Source organism: Flavitalea plasmicola (assembly GCF_030546645.1).
Taxonomy (GTDB): domain Bacteria; phylum Bacteroidota; class Bacteroidia; order Chitinophagales; family Chitinophagaceae; genus Puia.
Window position 1 is genome coordinate 607,290 of the sequence record NZ_JAUOTO010000006.1, and the last position, 17,606, is coordinate 624,895.

The window sequence follows — 17,606 nt, forward strand, 5'->3', positions numbered from 1 at the left end:
GAACTGTCGTATAGCCCGGAAAAACTAGCAAAGCCGCTCATCAATTGATGGGCGGCTTTTTTTTCGAAATAAGTTATCTTCATAAAAACAAAAAAACATGCGCAACAATCACGAAATAGACTATAAAATTTTCGGCGAGGAGCTGCAATTCGTAGAGGTGGAGCTGGACCCGGGTGAGACAGTCATAGGGGAGCCCGGCGGCTTTATGATGATGGATGACGGCATTCAGATGGCCACTCTGTTTGGAGATGGCTCCGCGCAGGCGCAGCAAGGTGGCTTGTTGAGCAAGCTGATGAATGCAGGCAAACGGGTATTGGTAGGTGAAAATCTTTTCATGACAGCTTTTACTAACACCGGGCAAGGTAAAAAAAGAGTAAGTTTCGCCTCTCCCTATACAGGCAAGATCATTCCCCTCGACCTGCAGCAATTAGGAGGCACCATCATCGCTCAGAAAGATGCTTTTCTCTGTGCTGCAAAAGGGGTCAGCATCGGCATCGCATTCCAACGCCGGCTGGGCACTGGCATCTTCGGAGGAGAAGGCTTCATCATGGAGAAGCTGGAAGGGGACGGAATGGCCTTTGTACATGCCGGAGGATATGTTATTGAAAAGCAGCTTCAGCCAGGCGAGATCCTGAAAGTGGATACAGGCTGCGTGGTAGCTTTCCAGCCCTCTGTAGATTTCGATATCGAATTTATCCGTGGCATCCGCAACTGGATGTTTGGCGGCGAAGGTCTGTTCTTTGCCCTGATGCGTGGCCCCGGCAAAGTATGGTTACAATCCCTGCCCATCAGCCGCCTGGCCAGCAGGATCATCCAATACAGCCCGCAGCTGGGCCACCGCCGCGAGGAAGGCAGCATATTGGGGGGGCTCGGCAATCTGTTGGATGGGGATGGGTACTAAAAAAAGTCCCGGCCAGAGGCCGGGACTTGTCATAATATATCTTCAGATAAAATTAATTCCTATTACTCGAAAACCTGCTCAATAACTTCAGGATCTCGATATACAACCAAACCATCGTTACCAGGAGGCCAAACGCACCATACCATTCCATATATTTCGGTGCACCCATCTGCTCTCCAACCTCTATCTGCTCGAAGTTGAGAATAAGACTCAATGCCGCGATCACCACCACAAACAGGTTGATCCCGATGCCCAGCAGGCTGCTGTCACCCCAGTTCATAAAAGGAATATTGACGCCGAAAAGCCCCAATACCATATAGACCAGGTAAAAAATGGCAATACCCGCAATAGAAGAGTAGATAATAGCCTTGAATTTAGCTGTAGGCCGGATGATCCGGAAATTATACAACAGAAATACGGCGAAGGCTACTCCAAATGTCAACAGCACGGCGGAGAGGACAATATTGGGATATTTAGCCTTGAACTGATCATTGATAATGGCCGACAACCCACCCAGTACAAAACCTTCCAGCACACCATAAGCCGGCGCCAGGTATTTTGCGAGTGTAGGCTTAAAAGAAATAGCGATGACAGAAACAAGTCCCCCGATCAGTCCGACCCAGAAAAAGGTCATCATGGTAGGAAATGCTCCTTCAAAATATAGCTTCCAGGTATATGCAGCACCTGCCACCACCATCAGTAATAAAAAGCCGAATTTTTGAATTGACCCTCTCACCGTCATTAATTCAGTGCTCGATCGGTCAATGCTTTTACTAAAAATTTTTTCCGACAGGGTTGGATTTCCAGTTTCAAAAAGTGCCATAGTTATAGAGTTTTAGCCTTTGTAAAGTACAAAGAGTACATAAAATTAACAAGTAGCAATAAAAGTGGTTGGATCAGGAAAAACTTTAACAATTCTCCACCAGGTCATCTATCTGCGCCTATTGCGCCCACCACCCGGCGGCGGAGGATTCTTCCCGTCCTTATTATCCCGGCCTTCACGGTTGTCCCGTCCTTCTCCCCGGCCTTGCGACCCTTGCTGGCCGCCGTTGCCACCCTGCTTCCCGCCGCCTTGCTGACCCTGTCCCGATCCCTGTCGCTGATGCCCGGGCTTCTGATGCCCATGCCGCTTTTTTCTGTCGGCTTTTTCCAGCGTCTTCAGGCTGATCTGGCCAACAAGATCCACAAAACCACCCTCATCTTCTTTTGGCTTGCCCGTGCTTACTTCTACAGGTTCCAGGCTATCCGGCACATTATTCTGAAGATTCAGCTGCCGGATCTTTCTAACCCTTTCAATGGTAAGGGGATATTGCTTATTGCTGTCCGGCAGCACATACCACATGAGGTTCTTGAAAATATCTTTCTTGATGAGAATAGCCGTTCCTTTCGCTACCTGCAGCGTTTCTGCGTTATCCGGGAAGTTCTGCAGGGCATCCAGGTAAGTATCCAACTCGTAGTTGAGACAGCATTTCAGCCTGCCACACTGACCGCTGAGCTTACTTTGATTGATTGAAAGATTTTGATACCGGGCGGCAGTGGTATTCACCGACTTGAAATCGCTCAGCCAGGTGCTGCAGCATAATTCCCTTCCGCAGCTTCCGATCCCCCCAACTTTGGCGGCTTCCTGGCGGGCGCCGATCTGGCGCATCTCTACCTTGAGGCGGAATTCTCCCGCATATAATTTGATCAGTTCACGAAAATCCACCCGGTCGTCCGCAATATAAAAGAAAGTCGCTTTTCTGCCGTCGGCCTGTATCTCCACTTCGCTCATTTTCATGTCTAGCTTCAGCTGACGGGCAATGGCTCTGGCCCGGGTCAGGGCGTCCTTTTCTCTGGCCTTATTTTGTTTCATGATGTCCAGGTCCTTGTCATTGGCCCGGCGCAGGATCTTTTTTATTTCGGGATTGTTCTCCTCCACATCCTTTTTCTTCATTTGCAGGCGAACCATCTCTCCGGTGAGACTCACTTCCCCAACGTCAAAACCACTGACCCCTTCTACACTGACCAAATCCCCTTTTTCAAACAGCTGCATGGTGGTATTTCTATAAAAATCCTTACGGCTACCCCTGTTAAAGCTGACTTCGATGATCCGGCAACCACTTTCCGGGTCGCTGAAAGGTAAGTTCGCAAGCCAGTCATGCACATTGAGCCGATTACATCCCCCTGTGCTGCATCCTCCGTTACTTTTACAGCCCGATGGTTTCCCCCCCTTGGCTGTACCGCAATTGCTACATCCCATATCCAAAATAAATTAACAATTAGGAAAAAAATCGCAAAAAGAAGCATATAACGGCGGAGGCAGAAGAATGCTACTGACTTGTAAAAACTAAATTATAAAAATATATCAGGTGCAAAATGTCTCTGTTCCTGGCGTCCCCCTTACACAACTATTCATCTCTCCCGGGCCGCTTCTTTTCACTAACCCCATTTAGGGTTGTCCAAATATACTATTATAAAGCTAAATTTTACTTTTCCCCCTAAACTAAGCGAAAAGCGCCAACCGTTTAATTCACCGAAGCCAACGTCCGGTGGGCCAGAATATGATACAGCTTTATGGTCAGTGCATGAAAAAGCATCTTGGCGTGTGCATTCCTTTCGATATAATAAGCTGCCCGGTCCAGCTCCTCGATAATAGCCCGTTGCTGGGAAACATCAGCTATCTTATTCAATCTCAAAGCAATATCTCTTTCATTGTCAGGTATTGCCGGCGCCGCATCCCCCATGTACCGCAGCCGGATGGACTGTTCCAGTAAATGGTTGAAATACCGGAGGAACTGCTTCTGACGCTCTCTGCCCGATTTGCTGATCTCATCTATCCATTTCACCTGGGCCACCGGCCCGGTCTTGAGGATGGCATTAAGCCATTCCCGGAGGACACCCTGCCAGTCATCTTCCGCATGGCGGATCAATTGCAGCGCTTCATGGTAATTCCCCTCGCAGAGGACGGCCGTCTGCCGGGCCTGTTCCCCAGGCACACCTGCCCGCTCAACCAGGGCTTTTTCAATGGCTTTGGCATCCGGCAGGGGTATTTTTACCAACTGTGTTCTGGACAGGATGGTCTGCAGGATAAGCGATTCATTCTCAGCTACTAGTATAAAGAGTGTATTGGCCGGAGGCTCCTCGATGAGCTTCAGCAGCTTATTCCCCTCGTTGCCCAGGTATTCCGGCATCCACATGACTAATACCTTATATCCGCTTTCAAAGCTCTTGAGGCTCAGTTTGTGAAGAATGTCGTTGCACTCCAGGGCCGTTATATTCCCTTGTTTATTCTCCGCCCCGATGAACTGCAGCCAGTCATAGGCATTGCCATAAGGGTGTTGCCGGATAAATTCCCGCCATTCGCTGATGTAGTCGGTGCTCACCGGCTTATCGCCAGGTTTACGGGGAATGACTGGGTAGGAGAAGTGAATGTCAGGATGGATCAGCTGCCCCGCTTTGACACAGGAAGCGCACGCCCCGCAGGCATCCAGGGGCAAGGCGGCCTGGCCCCCTATTCCGGTCGGAGAAGGGGCAGGCTCTTCCCCAAACAGGGACGGACCTGCCGCAACGGCAGTAGCCTGCGGCCTGTTTACTTTTTCGCAGACCGTGTATTGCGCAAATGCCAGGGCCAACGGCAGCGCGCCGCTGCCTTCATTCCCGAGGAATAGCAGCGCATGGCTCAACCGGTTGTGTTCCACTAACTCAACCAGCTTCTGTTTGATCTCCTCCTGCCCGATGACGTCTTTAAACATAAGAGTACAAAAATAAAAAACCCCCGGCGCAAGCCGGGAGTTTAATCCAGTTATTTATAGATTAGTTCAGGTATTTCGTGATCTGCTCGTCCATAGGCTTCACCTTGCTGGGAAACACCGCCACCAGCTTACCCTTTTCGTCAATGAGGAACTTAGTAAAGTTCCAGCCGATGACGGGATCGGCCACCCCCATCTTCTTAGCTTCTTCCGTCAGATACTTAAAGAGAGGATGCGTATTTTCTCCGACAACATCCACTTTTTCAGCCATGGGAAAAGTAACGCCATAATTCTTTTTGCAGAACTCGCTGATCTCCGAATTGGTGCCCGGCTCCTGCTGGTGAAAATTGTTGGCGGGGAAGCCCACGATCACCAGCTTGTCCTTGTACTGCTCGTATAATTTTTCCAGATCGGCATACTGAGGGGTAAATCCGCACTTGGATGCCGTATTGACGATCAAAAGCTTTTTCCCCTTGTATTTGGAGAGATCGATGGTTTTTCCATCCAGCCCCGGTACCTTGAAATCATAAACGCTTGTGACACCGACGCCGGCCACCAGGAAGATTGATAGGAATAGAGCGCGTAACATAGTTAATGATTTTAGTTGAAGGTATTTACAATTATTAAAGTTTTACAAAGATTGAACGCTAAAGTTTAAATTAGAGAAAGATTTGAATGATGGACGGCATTCCCTCCGGATAGCCGGGCAGGATTGTCTCAATGCCGCTCATAGCATCCCAGGTCGGGCAATCCGACAGGACGGCTGTTGCCATCCAGGTCAAGGGACACTGCAGTGCCCAAACCCTTGTCGATCAGCGGCGACTCCGCCTTCAGATGGAAATTGTAAATGCGCCGGGTATTGTTGACACTGTCGAACATTGGGTCGGCATTGGCGATCATATTGGCAACAGTTACATCGCCCGGAGTTGATTTGACTTTCCAGTCGCAATTGGAAAAGCCTACATGGAAAGCTGTAGTGCCTTGCCGCGAGACCTGCACCTCATTGTCCACATTGCCATTATTTCCCCAGAAGATACAATTGATAAAGTCGGCTGTTAGATCATTTGTCAGGGTCGCGCTCCCTTGCAAAATATAATTGCTGACGGACAGCACAGGTTGTGTGTGAGCGATCAGCTCATTGGAGTAGCTGGCGGCCGTACAATGCAGGAACTGGTAGCTCCCCCCATCATCCAGCACGATATTTTTCCCGCAATTGCTGATCAGGCAATTGGAAGCCTGTATAGAGGCGCCTGTTCCTGCTATGCCCGCATCATAACTATTATCTATTATACACTCCTCCATCGATAGCTGAGGAAAACCTCCTGCCGGAGGCCCTACCACCACGACAGCCTGGTAAGCGTTCCTGATAGTAGTATACTGCAGCTTATTATTGGTGCTGGATTGCCTGAAATAAATGCCCGGCCAGCTGCCCGGAAAATCACGATAAGGATCGTCCAGCCTGTCGCTTTGAAAAACAACGCGGTTGACGGTGTCCTTTCCGCCCGATACCTCCAATGTTCCGTCCACCAGCAAGGGTGCATCCGCATGCGAATAGATCCGGCATCCCTGCTGAATGGTGAGATGCGCAGTTGTATCTACCCGCAATCCACCCAGGATAACATAAGGTAAGGCGTTATCCCAAACCACGTTTCCTCCGATCACCGCGTTCCTAAGGAAATGCGCATTTTGACCCCAGGCCTGCAGTTGAATATACCGGCTCACGCCATTAAAGCTTACTTGTATGCTGTCGTCTACCACAAAAGGCAGATTGGCCGCACCAGGCTTTATGGTCACCGCAACAAATACGTAAAGGGAATCGCCCGCTTCCAGTTCCAGGTTCTGCTGCTGAGGTCCCGCAGACCCATCGATATTGATGGCAAAATAAGACCCGCTGCCGCCCATTAATTTAACATCCGATAAACGCAGTTTCTGATCATTCCCATTGATGATCTTGACGGCCTGCGTCACCGAGCCGGTGGAGACGAACACCGTGTCGAAGAACAAAGTATCGGCGCTAAACTGGACGATGGCGTCTTTGCTGGTATTGAAGTTATCTTTCCTGCAGGACAAAAGGGTGAGGGCGACGACCAGTGGTATGAACAGCTTGTACATCGGGCTAAAAGTACGAATACTTTGGAAGGTCTGAAAGAGCTGTCAAAAAAGATATTGGTATACTTCCTCTACTCTTCCCACCGGCATGATCTCGATATTGGATTTCTGGTTGTTCAGCCCCTTGATATTGTATCTGCTGACAAATATCTTTTCAAAACCCAGCTTTTCGGCCTCTGCTATCCGTTGCTCGATGCGATTCACCGCCCGGATCTCGCCGCTGAGACCTACTTCACCCGCAAAACAATAATGGGAGGATAGGGGAGTGTCTTCATAAGAGCTAAGCAATGCACATAATACGGCAAGGTCAATGGATGGATCCTCCACTTTCAACCCTCCCGCAATATTGAGAAAGACATCCTTCATGCCAAAATGGAAACCGCCCCTCTTTTCCAGCACGGCCAGCAGCAATTGCAGACGACGCAGGTCAAATCCACTAACGGTTCTTTGCGGCGTGCCATATACAGATGGTGTCACCAATGCCTGCACTTCTATCAGGAGAGGACGCTGCCCCTCGTTGGTGGCAGCAATCGCCGTGCCACTCAGCTGCTCCTCCTTTTGAGTGATCAGGAGCTCGCTTGGATTGCTCACCCCACGCATCCCGTCTTCGGTCATTTCATAGATGCCTAGTTCGGCCGTGCTGCCAAATCGATTCTTCAGCGTACGCAGGAGCCGGTAAGAATAATTCCTGTCGCCTTCGAATTGCAATACCGTATCCACCATATGCTCCAGGACCTTGGGGCCCGCGATGGTGCCATCTTTGGTGATATGTCCGATAAGGAACACAGGCGTCTGGGAATCCTTGGCAAAGCGCTGAAATTCCGAAGTGCACTCCCTTATCTGCGAGATGCTGCCAGCTGATGATTCGATATAAGGAGATTGCAGGGTCTGTATGGAGTCCACGATCACCAGGTTGGGCTTTAATTTTTTTATCTCCTGGAAGATCACCTGTGTTGATGTCTCTGTCAATAGATAGAATTGATCATTGTGCATCTTCAAACGGTCTGCCCTCATCTTGATCTGCTGCTCACTTTCCTCTCCGCTGATATAAAGAATGATCTGGTCCTTTAAAAGCAATCCGTTCTGCAGGAACAACGTACTTTTTCCGATGCCCGGCTCTCCAGCCACCAGCACGATGCTTCCCGCTACAATCCCTCCGCCTAATACTCTGTTGAGCTCTGCATCCGCCGTGATGATCCTCTCTTCTTCCGCGCTTACTATTTCACGCAAGGGTAAGGTCCGGACATCTTTCTTCCCGGAAGAAATCTTCTTCCAATCATTTTCCGCCAGCTTGTTGTCTTTTGTGATGACTTCTTCGACGAAAGTATTCCATTGCTCACATGAAGGACACTTGCCCGACCACTTAGCGCTCTCATAACCACAATTACTACAGAAGAAAGCGGTTTTTATTTTACTCATTCAGTAAAGGTAGTGGATGATTCCGGGGGAGGAGAGAAGAAAGGCATAAAAAGTAAAAGGGCCAGCTAAATCGCCGGCCCCTTACTTACTAACCCATTAAATTCTTGCACTAAATTACAAATTAGCGCCACATAACAAAATAAATTTTTGACGGTGTGAATAACTTTAAAGGGGGTAAAAATCGGTTTTTGAGAGGCCTGAATATCCTTATTATTATTTGATAATCAATACGATATGGGAAATTAGCAATTTCCCTGTCCCGGGGCCGCTCACCGAATAAGCCCCAATAAAATATTGAAAATTAACATCGGCAGGGAGCTTCACAAATTACCTGAAATGTGACTGTCTTTTTTGCCTGGCGACTGCCTTTTTGGCAAACCCAATAGCCCCGCAAAGATATGGGCAAAAAAAATATGTGCGATTCAAATTAAAAGAACATTAAATTTTCATATTTTCGTCTTAGGAACTAAATATATTATTTAATATAATGTATTTGACTTTTCCCTATCCTACCAAATAAGCAACACTTCTTCACCTCGTCAATTTTTGCAGACACAGCCCTCGTTTGCTGTTGCCTGATTTTTAGTACTTAAACAAAACTACTACTCACATGAGAAATCTTCATCAACTGATGACGTGCATCTTATTGCTCGTCACGACCGGTTTATTTGCCCAAAAGAGGCAGATCACCGGTACGGTCACAGACCCCTCGGGCGCGCCCGTTCCATCAGCAACTATTAAGATCAAGGGTACCAATTTGGGTACCAGTGCCGGTTTCGACGGCTCGTTCAAATTGGATGTTTTGGACGCTAATGTTCTTATTATCACCGGTGTAGGATATGAATCCAAGGCGATAAAGGTAGGTAACGCTACTAATTTGTCCGTTCAGCTCAACACTGACTCCAAATCACTTAGCGAAGTGGTGGTTACCGGGGTAGGTACCGCGACTTCCAAGCGGAACCTGGGTTTTGCGGTCGAAAGCGTCGGCGGGGAAAAGTTGCCACCGGTGCCAATAGCTTCGATCGATCAGGCCCTGATCGGCAAAGTCGCCGGAGCCCAGATATCGACCGTATCCGGCAACCCCGGCGACCAGGTGAACATCGTTTTAAGAGGTATCAACACCGTTCAGGGTGGAACAAGGCCCATGGTGTTAATGGATGGAGTGGAAATTCCCTATGCTAACTTAAGCACACTCGATCTTGCGCAGGTCGCAAGAGTGGAAATAGTGCAGGGTGCTGCTTCTGCCTTCCTGTATGGCGCCCAGGGAGCCAATGGAGTTATCCAGATCTTCAGCAAAAAAGGAAGCAAGGGTAAAATGTCCATTAACCTTTCCTCCAGTTATGGGTCCTCCTCTTTTATTAACAATGGACATTTCCGCAACTCCGCCCTGCATCCTTACCTGACGGATGCGAACGGGAACATCATTGCCTATGATACGCATGGTGGCTTCAACAAAGGAGACGCGTTGACGATCGATCCGGCCACCGGAACGATACTGGGAGATATGGCTTATCGCTTTGGTTCCGAAAATAATCCTGACCCTGTTTCTGGCGAAGGCTCCAGCCACTCCCGCTATGGGATATTAGACCCCTTGAATCAAAACAATCAGACCTATAAGGGAAGCCTGCACTATTATGACCATTTTAAACAGGTATTTCAGAGCGCGCCTTCTTACAACAATTCTTTGTCCATTGGGGGTGGTAACGAAAAAGCAGATTATAATATTGCCATTGCGAATAACAGGACAAACTCTGCTTTGCTGAAGGACAATGGCTATATAGACAGAACGAACGTTACCGCAAACCTTGGAATGGAATTGGCCAAAGGTCTGACCTTTCGTTCGATCACGAATCTGGCTTATACAAAGAATACGCTGCATCCGGGGTTGGGAGCTCCCGGCGGCGGGGGAGGCATCGGGTATCCCGGTTATGGTTATGGCACCAGCAATGCCGGTGTGGGCTCCGTATATGGATTCCTGAATACCCCTTCCTTCTTTAGCCTGGAAGACACTATCGCCGGGGGGGTGCCTGCCGCCGGCTACTATATTTCCAATATCAACATCGGCGCCAATGCATTCAATCCTTTCTATCAAAAATATTACAGTAAAGGTGATGGCAAGCGATATGATATCATCCAAAGTTTTGAGGCCAGTTACAAGTTAAACAAATTTGTTACCCTGAACGGCCGTTATGGGGTCACCTATAAGAATGAAAATGATATCTGGACGTATTATAATCAGACCCTGAACGCCAACTCTCAATACTACAGTACCTGGTCTTCCTATAATAATGGCACCGACAATACCGGTGAAGTTAATAATTTTTCGTATGACCAAACCAAGCAAAACTTATTTACAAGCGCTGCGATCAAATTGGATTTTGAAAAGGACTTCCATCTAAAACTGCCTATTCAATCCACTACGTTTGCAGGATATGATTTCAGAAAGGATGTTTATAAGGAGATAGGCTTCAACGGCTATTCCTTACCCTTGCAGCCGCCATTCGCATTCCTCTCAACGCAGTCGCAGTCACTGATCACTCAATACAATGAAACCAAGGTAACTTATGGCTATATCGTGGATCAGAAATTTGACATCGGTGACTGGGCAGGTGTGGCGGGCGGTTTCCGGACGGACTATTCTTCGCAATTTGGTGAAGGTCATACGCCATTCACCTTCCCGCATGTAAACGGCTATGTCAACCTGCCGTCCTTCAGCTTCTGGGAAGGGATCCGGGATGTGCTGCCCAACTTTAAACTGAGATCTTCTTACGGTAAGGCCGGTATTCAACCTGGCGCTTATCAAAGACAATCCACTCTGAATGGACAACCCACAGGAAACCAGGCAGCTTATGCTAATCCAACGACAGCCAATAACCCTGCCCTAGGGGTGGAAGTCTCGGCTGAAACGGAATATGGAACTGACTTTACCGTGGCGCCAAGCCAACAGGGCAGCTGGTTTAAAAGTCTGAATTTCTCTTTCTCTTACTGGAAGCGACACACGGATAATGCCATTTTTGCACGAGTGTTGCCGATGTCCACCGGCTCGTCCAATATCGTTGACAATGTCATCACGATGCATTCCAGGGGTTGGCAACTGTCGGTGAATATCCCGGTGGTCCAGACCAAGACCTGGAACTGGGACTTTACCGCCAATTTCGGCCACCAGGTCTCGATCATCGATGGTATCGTAGGCGGAGATATCCCGCTGACAACCGGTGCGGGCTCATCGAGCGAAGTTCTGAGAGCAGGAACCAAGATCGGCCAGATATATGGTTACAAGATGTTGACCAGCGTGAACCAATTGAGGGCAGATGGGAAGACACCCTTCATACCCACCGCAAACCAGGGCGATTATTCTGTTGCCAGCAGCGGTTATGTGGTCAATAACAAATCGAAGTGGTTATATATCTCCGATGAGCCAACGGTGTTGGGCGACCCCAATCCAAAACTCACCTCCTCATTTATCAACAGCGTTAGCTACAAAGGATTCATAACATTGGGATTCCAATGGGACTGGATCTATGGTACTCATCTGTATGATCAGACAGACGAGTGGTTGTACAGGGAAGGGATCAGCGGTGATTGGGACAAGCCGGTGACGATCAATGGCCAAAAAGGCGCCTGGACCGCCTATTATGCCAGTGCTTATTACGGGCTGGGAACGACGGCACACGGCGTTGGCAACAATATTACCAAGAGCTTTTTCTATCACGACGCGTCTTTCTGGAGGTTGAGGAACGTATCGGTTGGAGTCGACTTTGCAAGATTTGTCTCACAAGGTTGGCTTAAAAAATGCCAACTGGTGCTGAGCGGCAGAAACCTGTGGACGATCACTAAATACCCCGGCCTGGACCCTGAGATCAGCTCCGGATCTTCCAACTCAGCATTTGACAGAGGTATCGATCACAGCACCATTCCCAACATGAAAGCGTACCAGGCTACTATCAACATTAGTCTTTAATCATTAAAACGCACCGACAATGCAAAAAATAATTCTTCCAATACGGTTTTATACGGCGTTTTTTATAATGATCGTACTGGCCAGCTCATGCAAGAAGCAGCTAAATCAGATCAATCCCAATTCGCCTACCCTTGCCGGCAATGTGACCAACGAACAGGGTATTACAGCATACGCGATGGGCGGCGTTTACTGGAACGGTTTCAACTATGGTGACGGCTGGTTGGGCAACAGCTACTTCTCTTTGCCCTGGGGATACCACGAACTGATGGGTGATGTAGTAGGAGGCGGCGCCGGTTCCAATAACCAAACTACGACCATGGGTGTTCCGGACAGCTTTACACCCGATCCGGTGGGCGCCCCGGGCACCGTTGTTACCAACCCCAGCCCCCAGGTCTCTATCATCAGGGGTTATAATAATGCGGCTGCCACAGCGTCTGCGAACAACGCCTTGTATTACGAATGGGCCAATATGTACGCAATGATCAATGTCATGAATACGGTATTGGGCCAACTTCCCAATGTAAGTGGCTTAAGCGCAGATAAAGTGGCAACGGTCAAGGCCTGGTGCTATTGGTGGAAAGGGTATGCCTATGCACAGCTTGGAACATTATATTATGCCGGCCTGATCGAAGATAAACCCAATGTGATCAACAACCAGTTTGTGAGCCATACGGCTATCATCGCACAATCCGATAGCCTGTTAAATGCTGCCTTAGGCCAATTAAAAGGTATTGCGAACCAGGGCGATTACACTGCGGTCGTTACCGAGCTGATACCCACGCAATGCCAGGTAGGCCTCGGCCTGCCATTGACAACCACGCAATGGATCGGCACGATCAATACCATGTTGGCAAGAAATATCCTGCTCAATAGATTGTCGCCCTTTGTAAATGGCAATCCAAACGCTACTATCACGGGCGCCAGCATCCCTGCTATTGCATCCACCGACTGGGCGGCGATCATCAGCTATTGTCAGGCAGGGGTCCAGAGCGGCGACAATGTATTTACAGGAAGATCGACAGCCTCGAATTCATTTTTTACCGCTCCGAGCGGCACGGTAGCTTCTTTGTGTGCGACCAGTAACCAGAACTCCACGTATAAAGTAAGTGAAAGACTGGTTCAGCAATTCCAGGCCGGCGATGAACGGTTGGCCAATTTTAGTACTGCAAATGGGATTTTTACAGGTGATGCGAATACCAACTCGACCCGGTACAGCTTGGTGGACGGAGTGAGTGCGGGACTAACCGGGATCCAAATCTTGGGCTCCAGGCAGGTAGGCGGCCTTGAAGTATATATTGGCCCTACCTATGAAGAGAATGCGTTGATGCTTGCCGAGGCGTATATTCAAACCGGGCAAATCGACAAAGGCCTGGGTTTGATCGATGCGGTCAGGGCATACCAGGGAGCAGGTGTCGCGCCAGTAGCGGGCACCGGTTTGACCTTAGCCCAGGCATTGAATGTTTTGACACAGGAACGCCTTGCAGCCCTGGCATTCAGAGGCCTGTCGTTTTATGATCTGAGAAGGTGGGGTTGGACCTATGGCTCTTCAAAAGGTGGTGGCCGATGGGGGACAAGTTTGATCTATAATGGGACTGTTTATACCAATGCATACATCAATTACAATTACATGGATTATTGGGATGTACCTGCGGATGAAACCGACAAGAACAAGCCCTCTGCTTCGAGCGCCCCGGTTGTTAACCCGAATTATTAACAATGCGTGCAAGAAACGATATCGGCAATTCATCCACTTTTACAACGGATTGCCCTGAAAAATGTGTGACTCAATGTTGACAGTGAAGAACGGGCCTGGGTTTCAACCCGGGCCCCATTTTTTGTGCGCAGAAATTCATATTAAATTCATAAATATTTGTTATTAAAAAGACAAATAAATCAAATGTTCATATATTTGACGCCTGAGTCATCACATTATATTTTTTTATCTACACCCTCCCTTCTGTCAATTGTCGAGGCGGTTGTTTGCCTGTGACCAGCTTCGGTTTTTATGCATCGTAACCAGAACTGCGAACAACATGAGAAGACTTCTTCACTTGACAGGAGGGCTTTTTATCTGATTTTACCCGGCTGCTTCATGACCCTCCGCGGTACTTCAAACTCTATAAGTATAAACCTGTAGAAGCCCTATAAAGACATTCCCATTCGCGGAAATCCACGACTGACTTCGTAATTTTTAGAAAGATAAGTCACATTATTACTACTGTCAATATTTTGAGTGCCCACTCCATTTGCTCCGTTGCATCCCGGGAAACTGCATAGAGTCATATTTATTTATTAACCAAAACAGATCACATGAGAAAACTTCACGGTCTCATAGTGGGCCTCCTATTGCTCATTTCATCCGGGCTAATAGCGCAAACTAAAGAAGTCACAGGAAAGATCACAGATCCATCCGGAAATCCTATCCCGGGAGCTTCTATCCGCATTAAAGGCCTTAAGAAAGGTACCAGCGCCGACACCAACGGCGAATTCAAGATCACTGCCCCCGAAAATGCCTCCTTTATCATCAGTGGCGTAGGCTTCCAGCCGGTAGAGATCTCCGTAAAAGACAGGACCTCCATCACCATCGCCTTGCAACCATCCAACAACGCACTGAGCGAAGTAGTCGTCACCGCTCTGGGTATCAAAAGAGAAAAGAAAGCCCTGGGCTATGCCGTATCCACCGTCGACAAAGCCGCATTGGAGCTTAGGCCCGAAGGCGACCTGGGACGTGTCCTCAGCGGCAAGGCCCCGGGCCTGAATGTCCTCAGCACCAGCGGCCTCAGCGGCAGCGGCACCAATATCAACATCCGCGGTATCAGCACGATCAGCGGTAACTCGACACCTCTGTTCGTTGTCGACGGCGTTCCATTCGACAACAGTACCAATACCCAGGCCGACTTCACCTTCGGTACCCAGACCTCCAGCCGCTTCCTGGACCTGGATCCCAATAACGTCGAAAGCGTCAGCATCCTGAAAGGACTAAGCGCCACCGTCCTGTACGGCGAAGCCGGAAGAAATGGTGTCATCCTCGTCACCACCAGGAACGGCGCCTCGCAAAAGGCAAGAAAAAAAGCGGAGATCATGGTCTCCCAATCTTATTTCCGTACAAAAGCAATATTACCGGAATACAATACTGAATATGGCGGTGGATTCGACCTTAGCCAGGGTATCGCCTTCTTTAGCAACTGGGGTGCCAGGTTCACCCATCCGCCCGCTGTGGTAACCCACCCCTATGACAAATCCAACCTGGCTAATGAATTCCCTCAATACCAGGGCGCACCTTATTACTATCAATATTATAACAGCGTCCCCCGCTTTTTCAGAACGGGCAACACCAGCAATACATCGGTGAATGTCTCTGGCGCCTCACCCACCGCCAGCTATGCCATGAGCTATAGCTACATGGACGACGAAGGCTATTTGCCGGGGAACTCCATGTTCAAGAATACCTTCGGATTCGGCGGGTCCGCCAGGCTGACGAATAAGTTCACGGTCAGCGGAACGGTGAACTATGTTTCGACCAACGTAAGCTCGCCACCCACCAGCGACAGCTATGGCAATAATTCCACCAACACTTCCGTATTTGGCAACGTCTTGTATACCCCTACCGCCGTTGACCTGATGGGACTGCCCTATGAACTGCCTTCCGATCACTCTTCTATCTACTATCGTAATGGAAATGATATTCAAAATCCTCGCTGGACCCTTTATAACGCCTTCACCGTTGATAAGGTCAGCCGCGTATTCGGTCAGATGACGTTCTCCTACGCCACACCGGTAAAAGGGATGAACCTGTCCTACCGGATAGGATATGACAACTATACGGAGTTCCAGGAATACGCCCAGAACAAGGGCGGCATTGCCACACCCACCGGTATCTACCGCACCACTACCGGCATCAATACCATCTGGGATCATACAGGTCTGCTGAATTACAATCGGAACTTCGGAGATAATTTCTCCCTCAACGTGGACGCTGGCGCCAACGCCAAAGAGATCAAGTATGAACAGACAGGCATGACCAGTAGCCAGCAGCTGGTGTACGGCCTGATGAACCATGGCAACTTCGTCAATCATTCTTCCAACGGCGAAAACGGTACCACACCATTGAACAACAACAATTCCAATGTATTAAGCCTGGGCCTTTTCGCACAAGGCACGTTAGGCTATAAGGATTATGCTTACCTGACCGTCGGAGGCCGCAACAGCTGGTTCTCCACCGTGGAAAAGAACCATCGCAGCATCTTCTATCCCAGCGGCTCCCTGGCTTTCATTCCAACCACGGCGATAGAAAGCCTCAAGGGCAGTAAAATGGTCAATTACCTTAAGCTGAGGATCGGTTACGCCACCTCCGCCAATATTCCGCCGGCCTATTCCACCAGGGCTACCCTGTACACAGCTACGCAAAATTTCCTCACGGCCAAGGGCACGGCCATCAATATCAACTCCATACCACCATTGCTGCCCAACCCCGATTTGAAGCCGGAACTGCTGAAAGAGACGGAGGCCGGCGTGGAAGGCAGGTTCCTGAATAATATAGTGGACGTCGATCTCACCGTCTATCGCCGCGTTGCAAATGATCAGATCCTTTTGCGCCTGGTTGACCCTGCCGCTGGCGGCACCGAAAAGCAAATCAATGCAGGTGAAGTCACCAATAAAGGCATCGAGCTGAAAATTGGTGTGACGGTCCTGCAGACCCAGGACTGGAGATGGCAGCTGGATGGACTGTATACTTTGAACAAAAGCAAGGTATCCAATTTGCCGGCTGACCTGACCCAGGTTCCTACTGCCGGGTATTCCAACCTGGGAACCTTTGCAAAAAATGGTTATCCCCTCGGCATTATCATGGCCAACTATTTCCAGAAAGACCCGAAATCCGGCAAGCGCCTGGTCGGCACGGACGGTAACTACATCAACTCTGGTGACATCGGCATCATAGGCGACCCCAATGCTTTATATAAGCTCACGGGCATCAGTACCCTTTCTTATAAAGGGCTATCCTTCAGGATGCAATGGGACTTTACGGAGGGTGGTGAAATGTTCTCTTCCACGGCTGGCGCACTGCTGGGCAGAGGTGTGACAAAGGATACGCAATTCGATAGGGCCGCACCCTATATACTGCCGGGTGTGCTGGAGAACGGTCAGCCCAATAACATCGAGATCTCCGCTACGCAAGCCTATTACGGCAACAGCATCACCAATGGTGCTGCGAATGAAGGCGCCGTCTTCGATGCCACCTGCATCCGCCTCCGGGAAGCATCCCTTTCCTATAGCCCTCCCGCAAAAATTTTAGATAAGACACCATTCGGCTCTCTTTCCGTCAGCCTGTCCGGTACCAATCTCTGGTACTATGCCCCCAACTTCCCCAAATACATCCACTTCGATCCGGAGGCTTCCGGTCTGGGTGTAGGCAATGGAAGGGGTATGGAATTCCTATCCGGCCCATCGGCCCGCAGATACGGCGTCAGTCTGAGAGTCACTTTCTAAA

10 protein-coding genes are annotated in these 17,606 nt (G+C 49.2%); 4 read left to right on the top strand and 6 right to left on the bottom strand.

Features of this window, described 5'->3' with window-relative positions:
- Positions 1-97 precede the first annotated feature (97 nt).
- Positions 98-901 (top strand): TIGR00266 family protein, encoded by an 804-nt coding sequence (locus tag Q4E93_RS24305; protein ID WP_303589766.1) that lies wholly within the window; start codon positions 98-100, stop codon positions 899-901.
- 52 nt (positions 902-953) lie between these two features.
- Here Q4E93_RS24305 and Q4E93_RS24310 read toward each other — a convergent pair whose 3' ends face one another.
- The 6 genes from Q4E93_RS24310 to radA all read right to left on the bottom strand — a co-directional run bounded on the left by Q4E93_RS24310 (position 954) and on the right by radA (position 8,157).
- On the bottom strand, positions 954-1,724 hold the full coding sequence (locus Q4E93_RS24310; protein ID WP_303589767.1) for a Bax inhibitor-1/YccA family protein: 771 nt from the start codon (positions 1,722-1,724) through the stop codon (positions 954-956).
- Between the two features lie 108 nt (positions 1,725-1,832).
- Entirely contained in the window at positions 1,833-3,044 is a 1,212-nt protein-coding gene (locus tag Q4E93_RS24315) for a PSP1 domain-containing protein (protein WP_303589769.1), read from the bottom strand.
- A gap of 361 nt (positions 3,045-3,405) precedes the next feature.
- Complete coding sequence (locus tag Q4E93_RS24320; RefSeq protein ID WP_303589771.1) at positions 3,406-4,632, bottom strand: DNA polymerase III subunit; 1,227 nt, start codon at positions 4,630-4,632, stop codon at positions 3,406-3,408.
- Between the two features lie 61 nt (positions 4,633-4,693).
- Positions 4,694-5,218 (bottom strand): glutathione peroxidase, encoded by a 525-nt coding sequence (locus Q4E93_RS24325; protein ID WP_303589772.1) that lies wholly within the window; start codon positions 5,216-5,218, stop codon positions 4,694-4,696.
- Positions 5,219-5,346: 128 nt separating this feature from the next.
- On the bottom strand, positions 5,347-6,741 hold the full coding sequence (locus tag Q4E93_RS24330) for a choice-of-anchor Q domain-containing protein (RefSeq protein WP_303589773.1): 1,395 nt from the start codon (positions 6,739-6,741) through the stop codon (positions 5,347-5,349).
- Positions 6,742-6,783: 42 nt separating this feature from the next.
- Positions 6,784-8,157, bottom strand: a complete 1,374-nt coding sequence (radA, locus tag Q4E93_RS24335; RefSeq protein WP_303589775.1) for a DNA repair protein RadA — start codon at positions 8,155-8,157, stop codon at positions 6,784-6,786.
- A gap of 610 nt (positions 8,158-8,767) precedes the next feature.
- Here radA and Q4E93_RS24340 point away from each other — a divergent pair.
- The 3 genes from Q4E93_RS24340 (at position 8,768) to Q4E93_RS24350 (ending at position 17,605) form a co-directional block, all read left to right on the top strand.
- A complete protein-coding gene (locus Q4E93_RS24340) occupies positions 8,768-12,118 on the top strand; it encodes a SusC/RagA family TonB-linked outer membrane protein (RefSeq protein WP_303589777.1) in 3,351 nt (1,116 codons plus the stop codon).
- A 19-nt stretch (positions 12,119-12,137) separates the two neighbouring features.
- Positions 12,138-13,832 carry a RagB/SusD family nutrient uptake outer membrane protein gene (locus Q4E93_RS24345; RefSeq protein WP_303589778.1) on the top strand — a complete coding sequence of 565 codons (1,695 nt, stop codon included), beginning with the start codon at positions 12,138-12,140 and terminating at the stop codon, positions 13,830-13,832.
- Between the two features lie 596 nt (positions 13,833-14,428).
- Positions 14,429-17,605, top strand: coding sequence for a SusC/RagA family TonB-linked outer membrane protein (locus tag Q4E93_RS24350; protein WP_303589779.1), 3,177 nt, complete (start codon positions 14,429-14,431; stop codon positions 17,603-17,605).
- Position 17,606 lies beyond the last annotated feature (1 nt).

Coding starts and splice junctions, on each gene's coding strand:
- Q4E93_RS24305 (WP_303589766.1), top strand. CDS start 98: ATGCGCAACAATCACGAAATAGACTATAAAATTTTCGGCGAGGAGCTG.
- Q4E93_RS24310 (WP_303589767.1), bottom strand. CDS start 1,724: ATGGCACTTTTTGAAACTGGAAATCCAACCCTGTCGGAAAAAATTTTT.
- Q4E93_RS24320 (WP_303589771.1), bottom strand. CDS start 4,632: ATGTTTAAAGACGTCATCGGGCAGGAGGAGATCAAACAGAAGCTGGTT.
- Q4E93_RS24325 (WP_303589772.1), bottom strand. CDS start 5,218: ATGTTACGCGCTCTATTCCTATCAATCTTCCTGGTGGCCGGCGTCGGT.
- Q4E93_RS24330 (WP_303589773.1), bottom strand. CDS start 6,741: ATGTACAAGCTGTTCATACCACTGGTCGTCGCCCTCACCCTTTTGTCC.
- radA (WP_303589775.1), bottom strand. CDS start 8,157: ATGAGTAAAATAAAAACCGCTTTCTTCTGTAGTAATTGTGGTTATGAG.
- Q4E93_RS24340 (WP_303589777.1), top strand. CDS start 8,768: ATGAGAAATCTTCATCAACTGATGACGTGCATCTTATTGCTCGTCACG.
- Q4E93_RS24345 (WP_303589778.1), top strand. CDS start 12,138: ATGCAAAAAATAATTCTTCCAATACGGTTTTATACGGCGTTTTTTATA.
- Q4E93_RS24350 (WP_303589779.1), top strand. CDS start 14,429: ATGAGAAAACTTCACGGTCTCATAGTGGGCCTCCTATTGCTCATTTCA.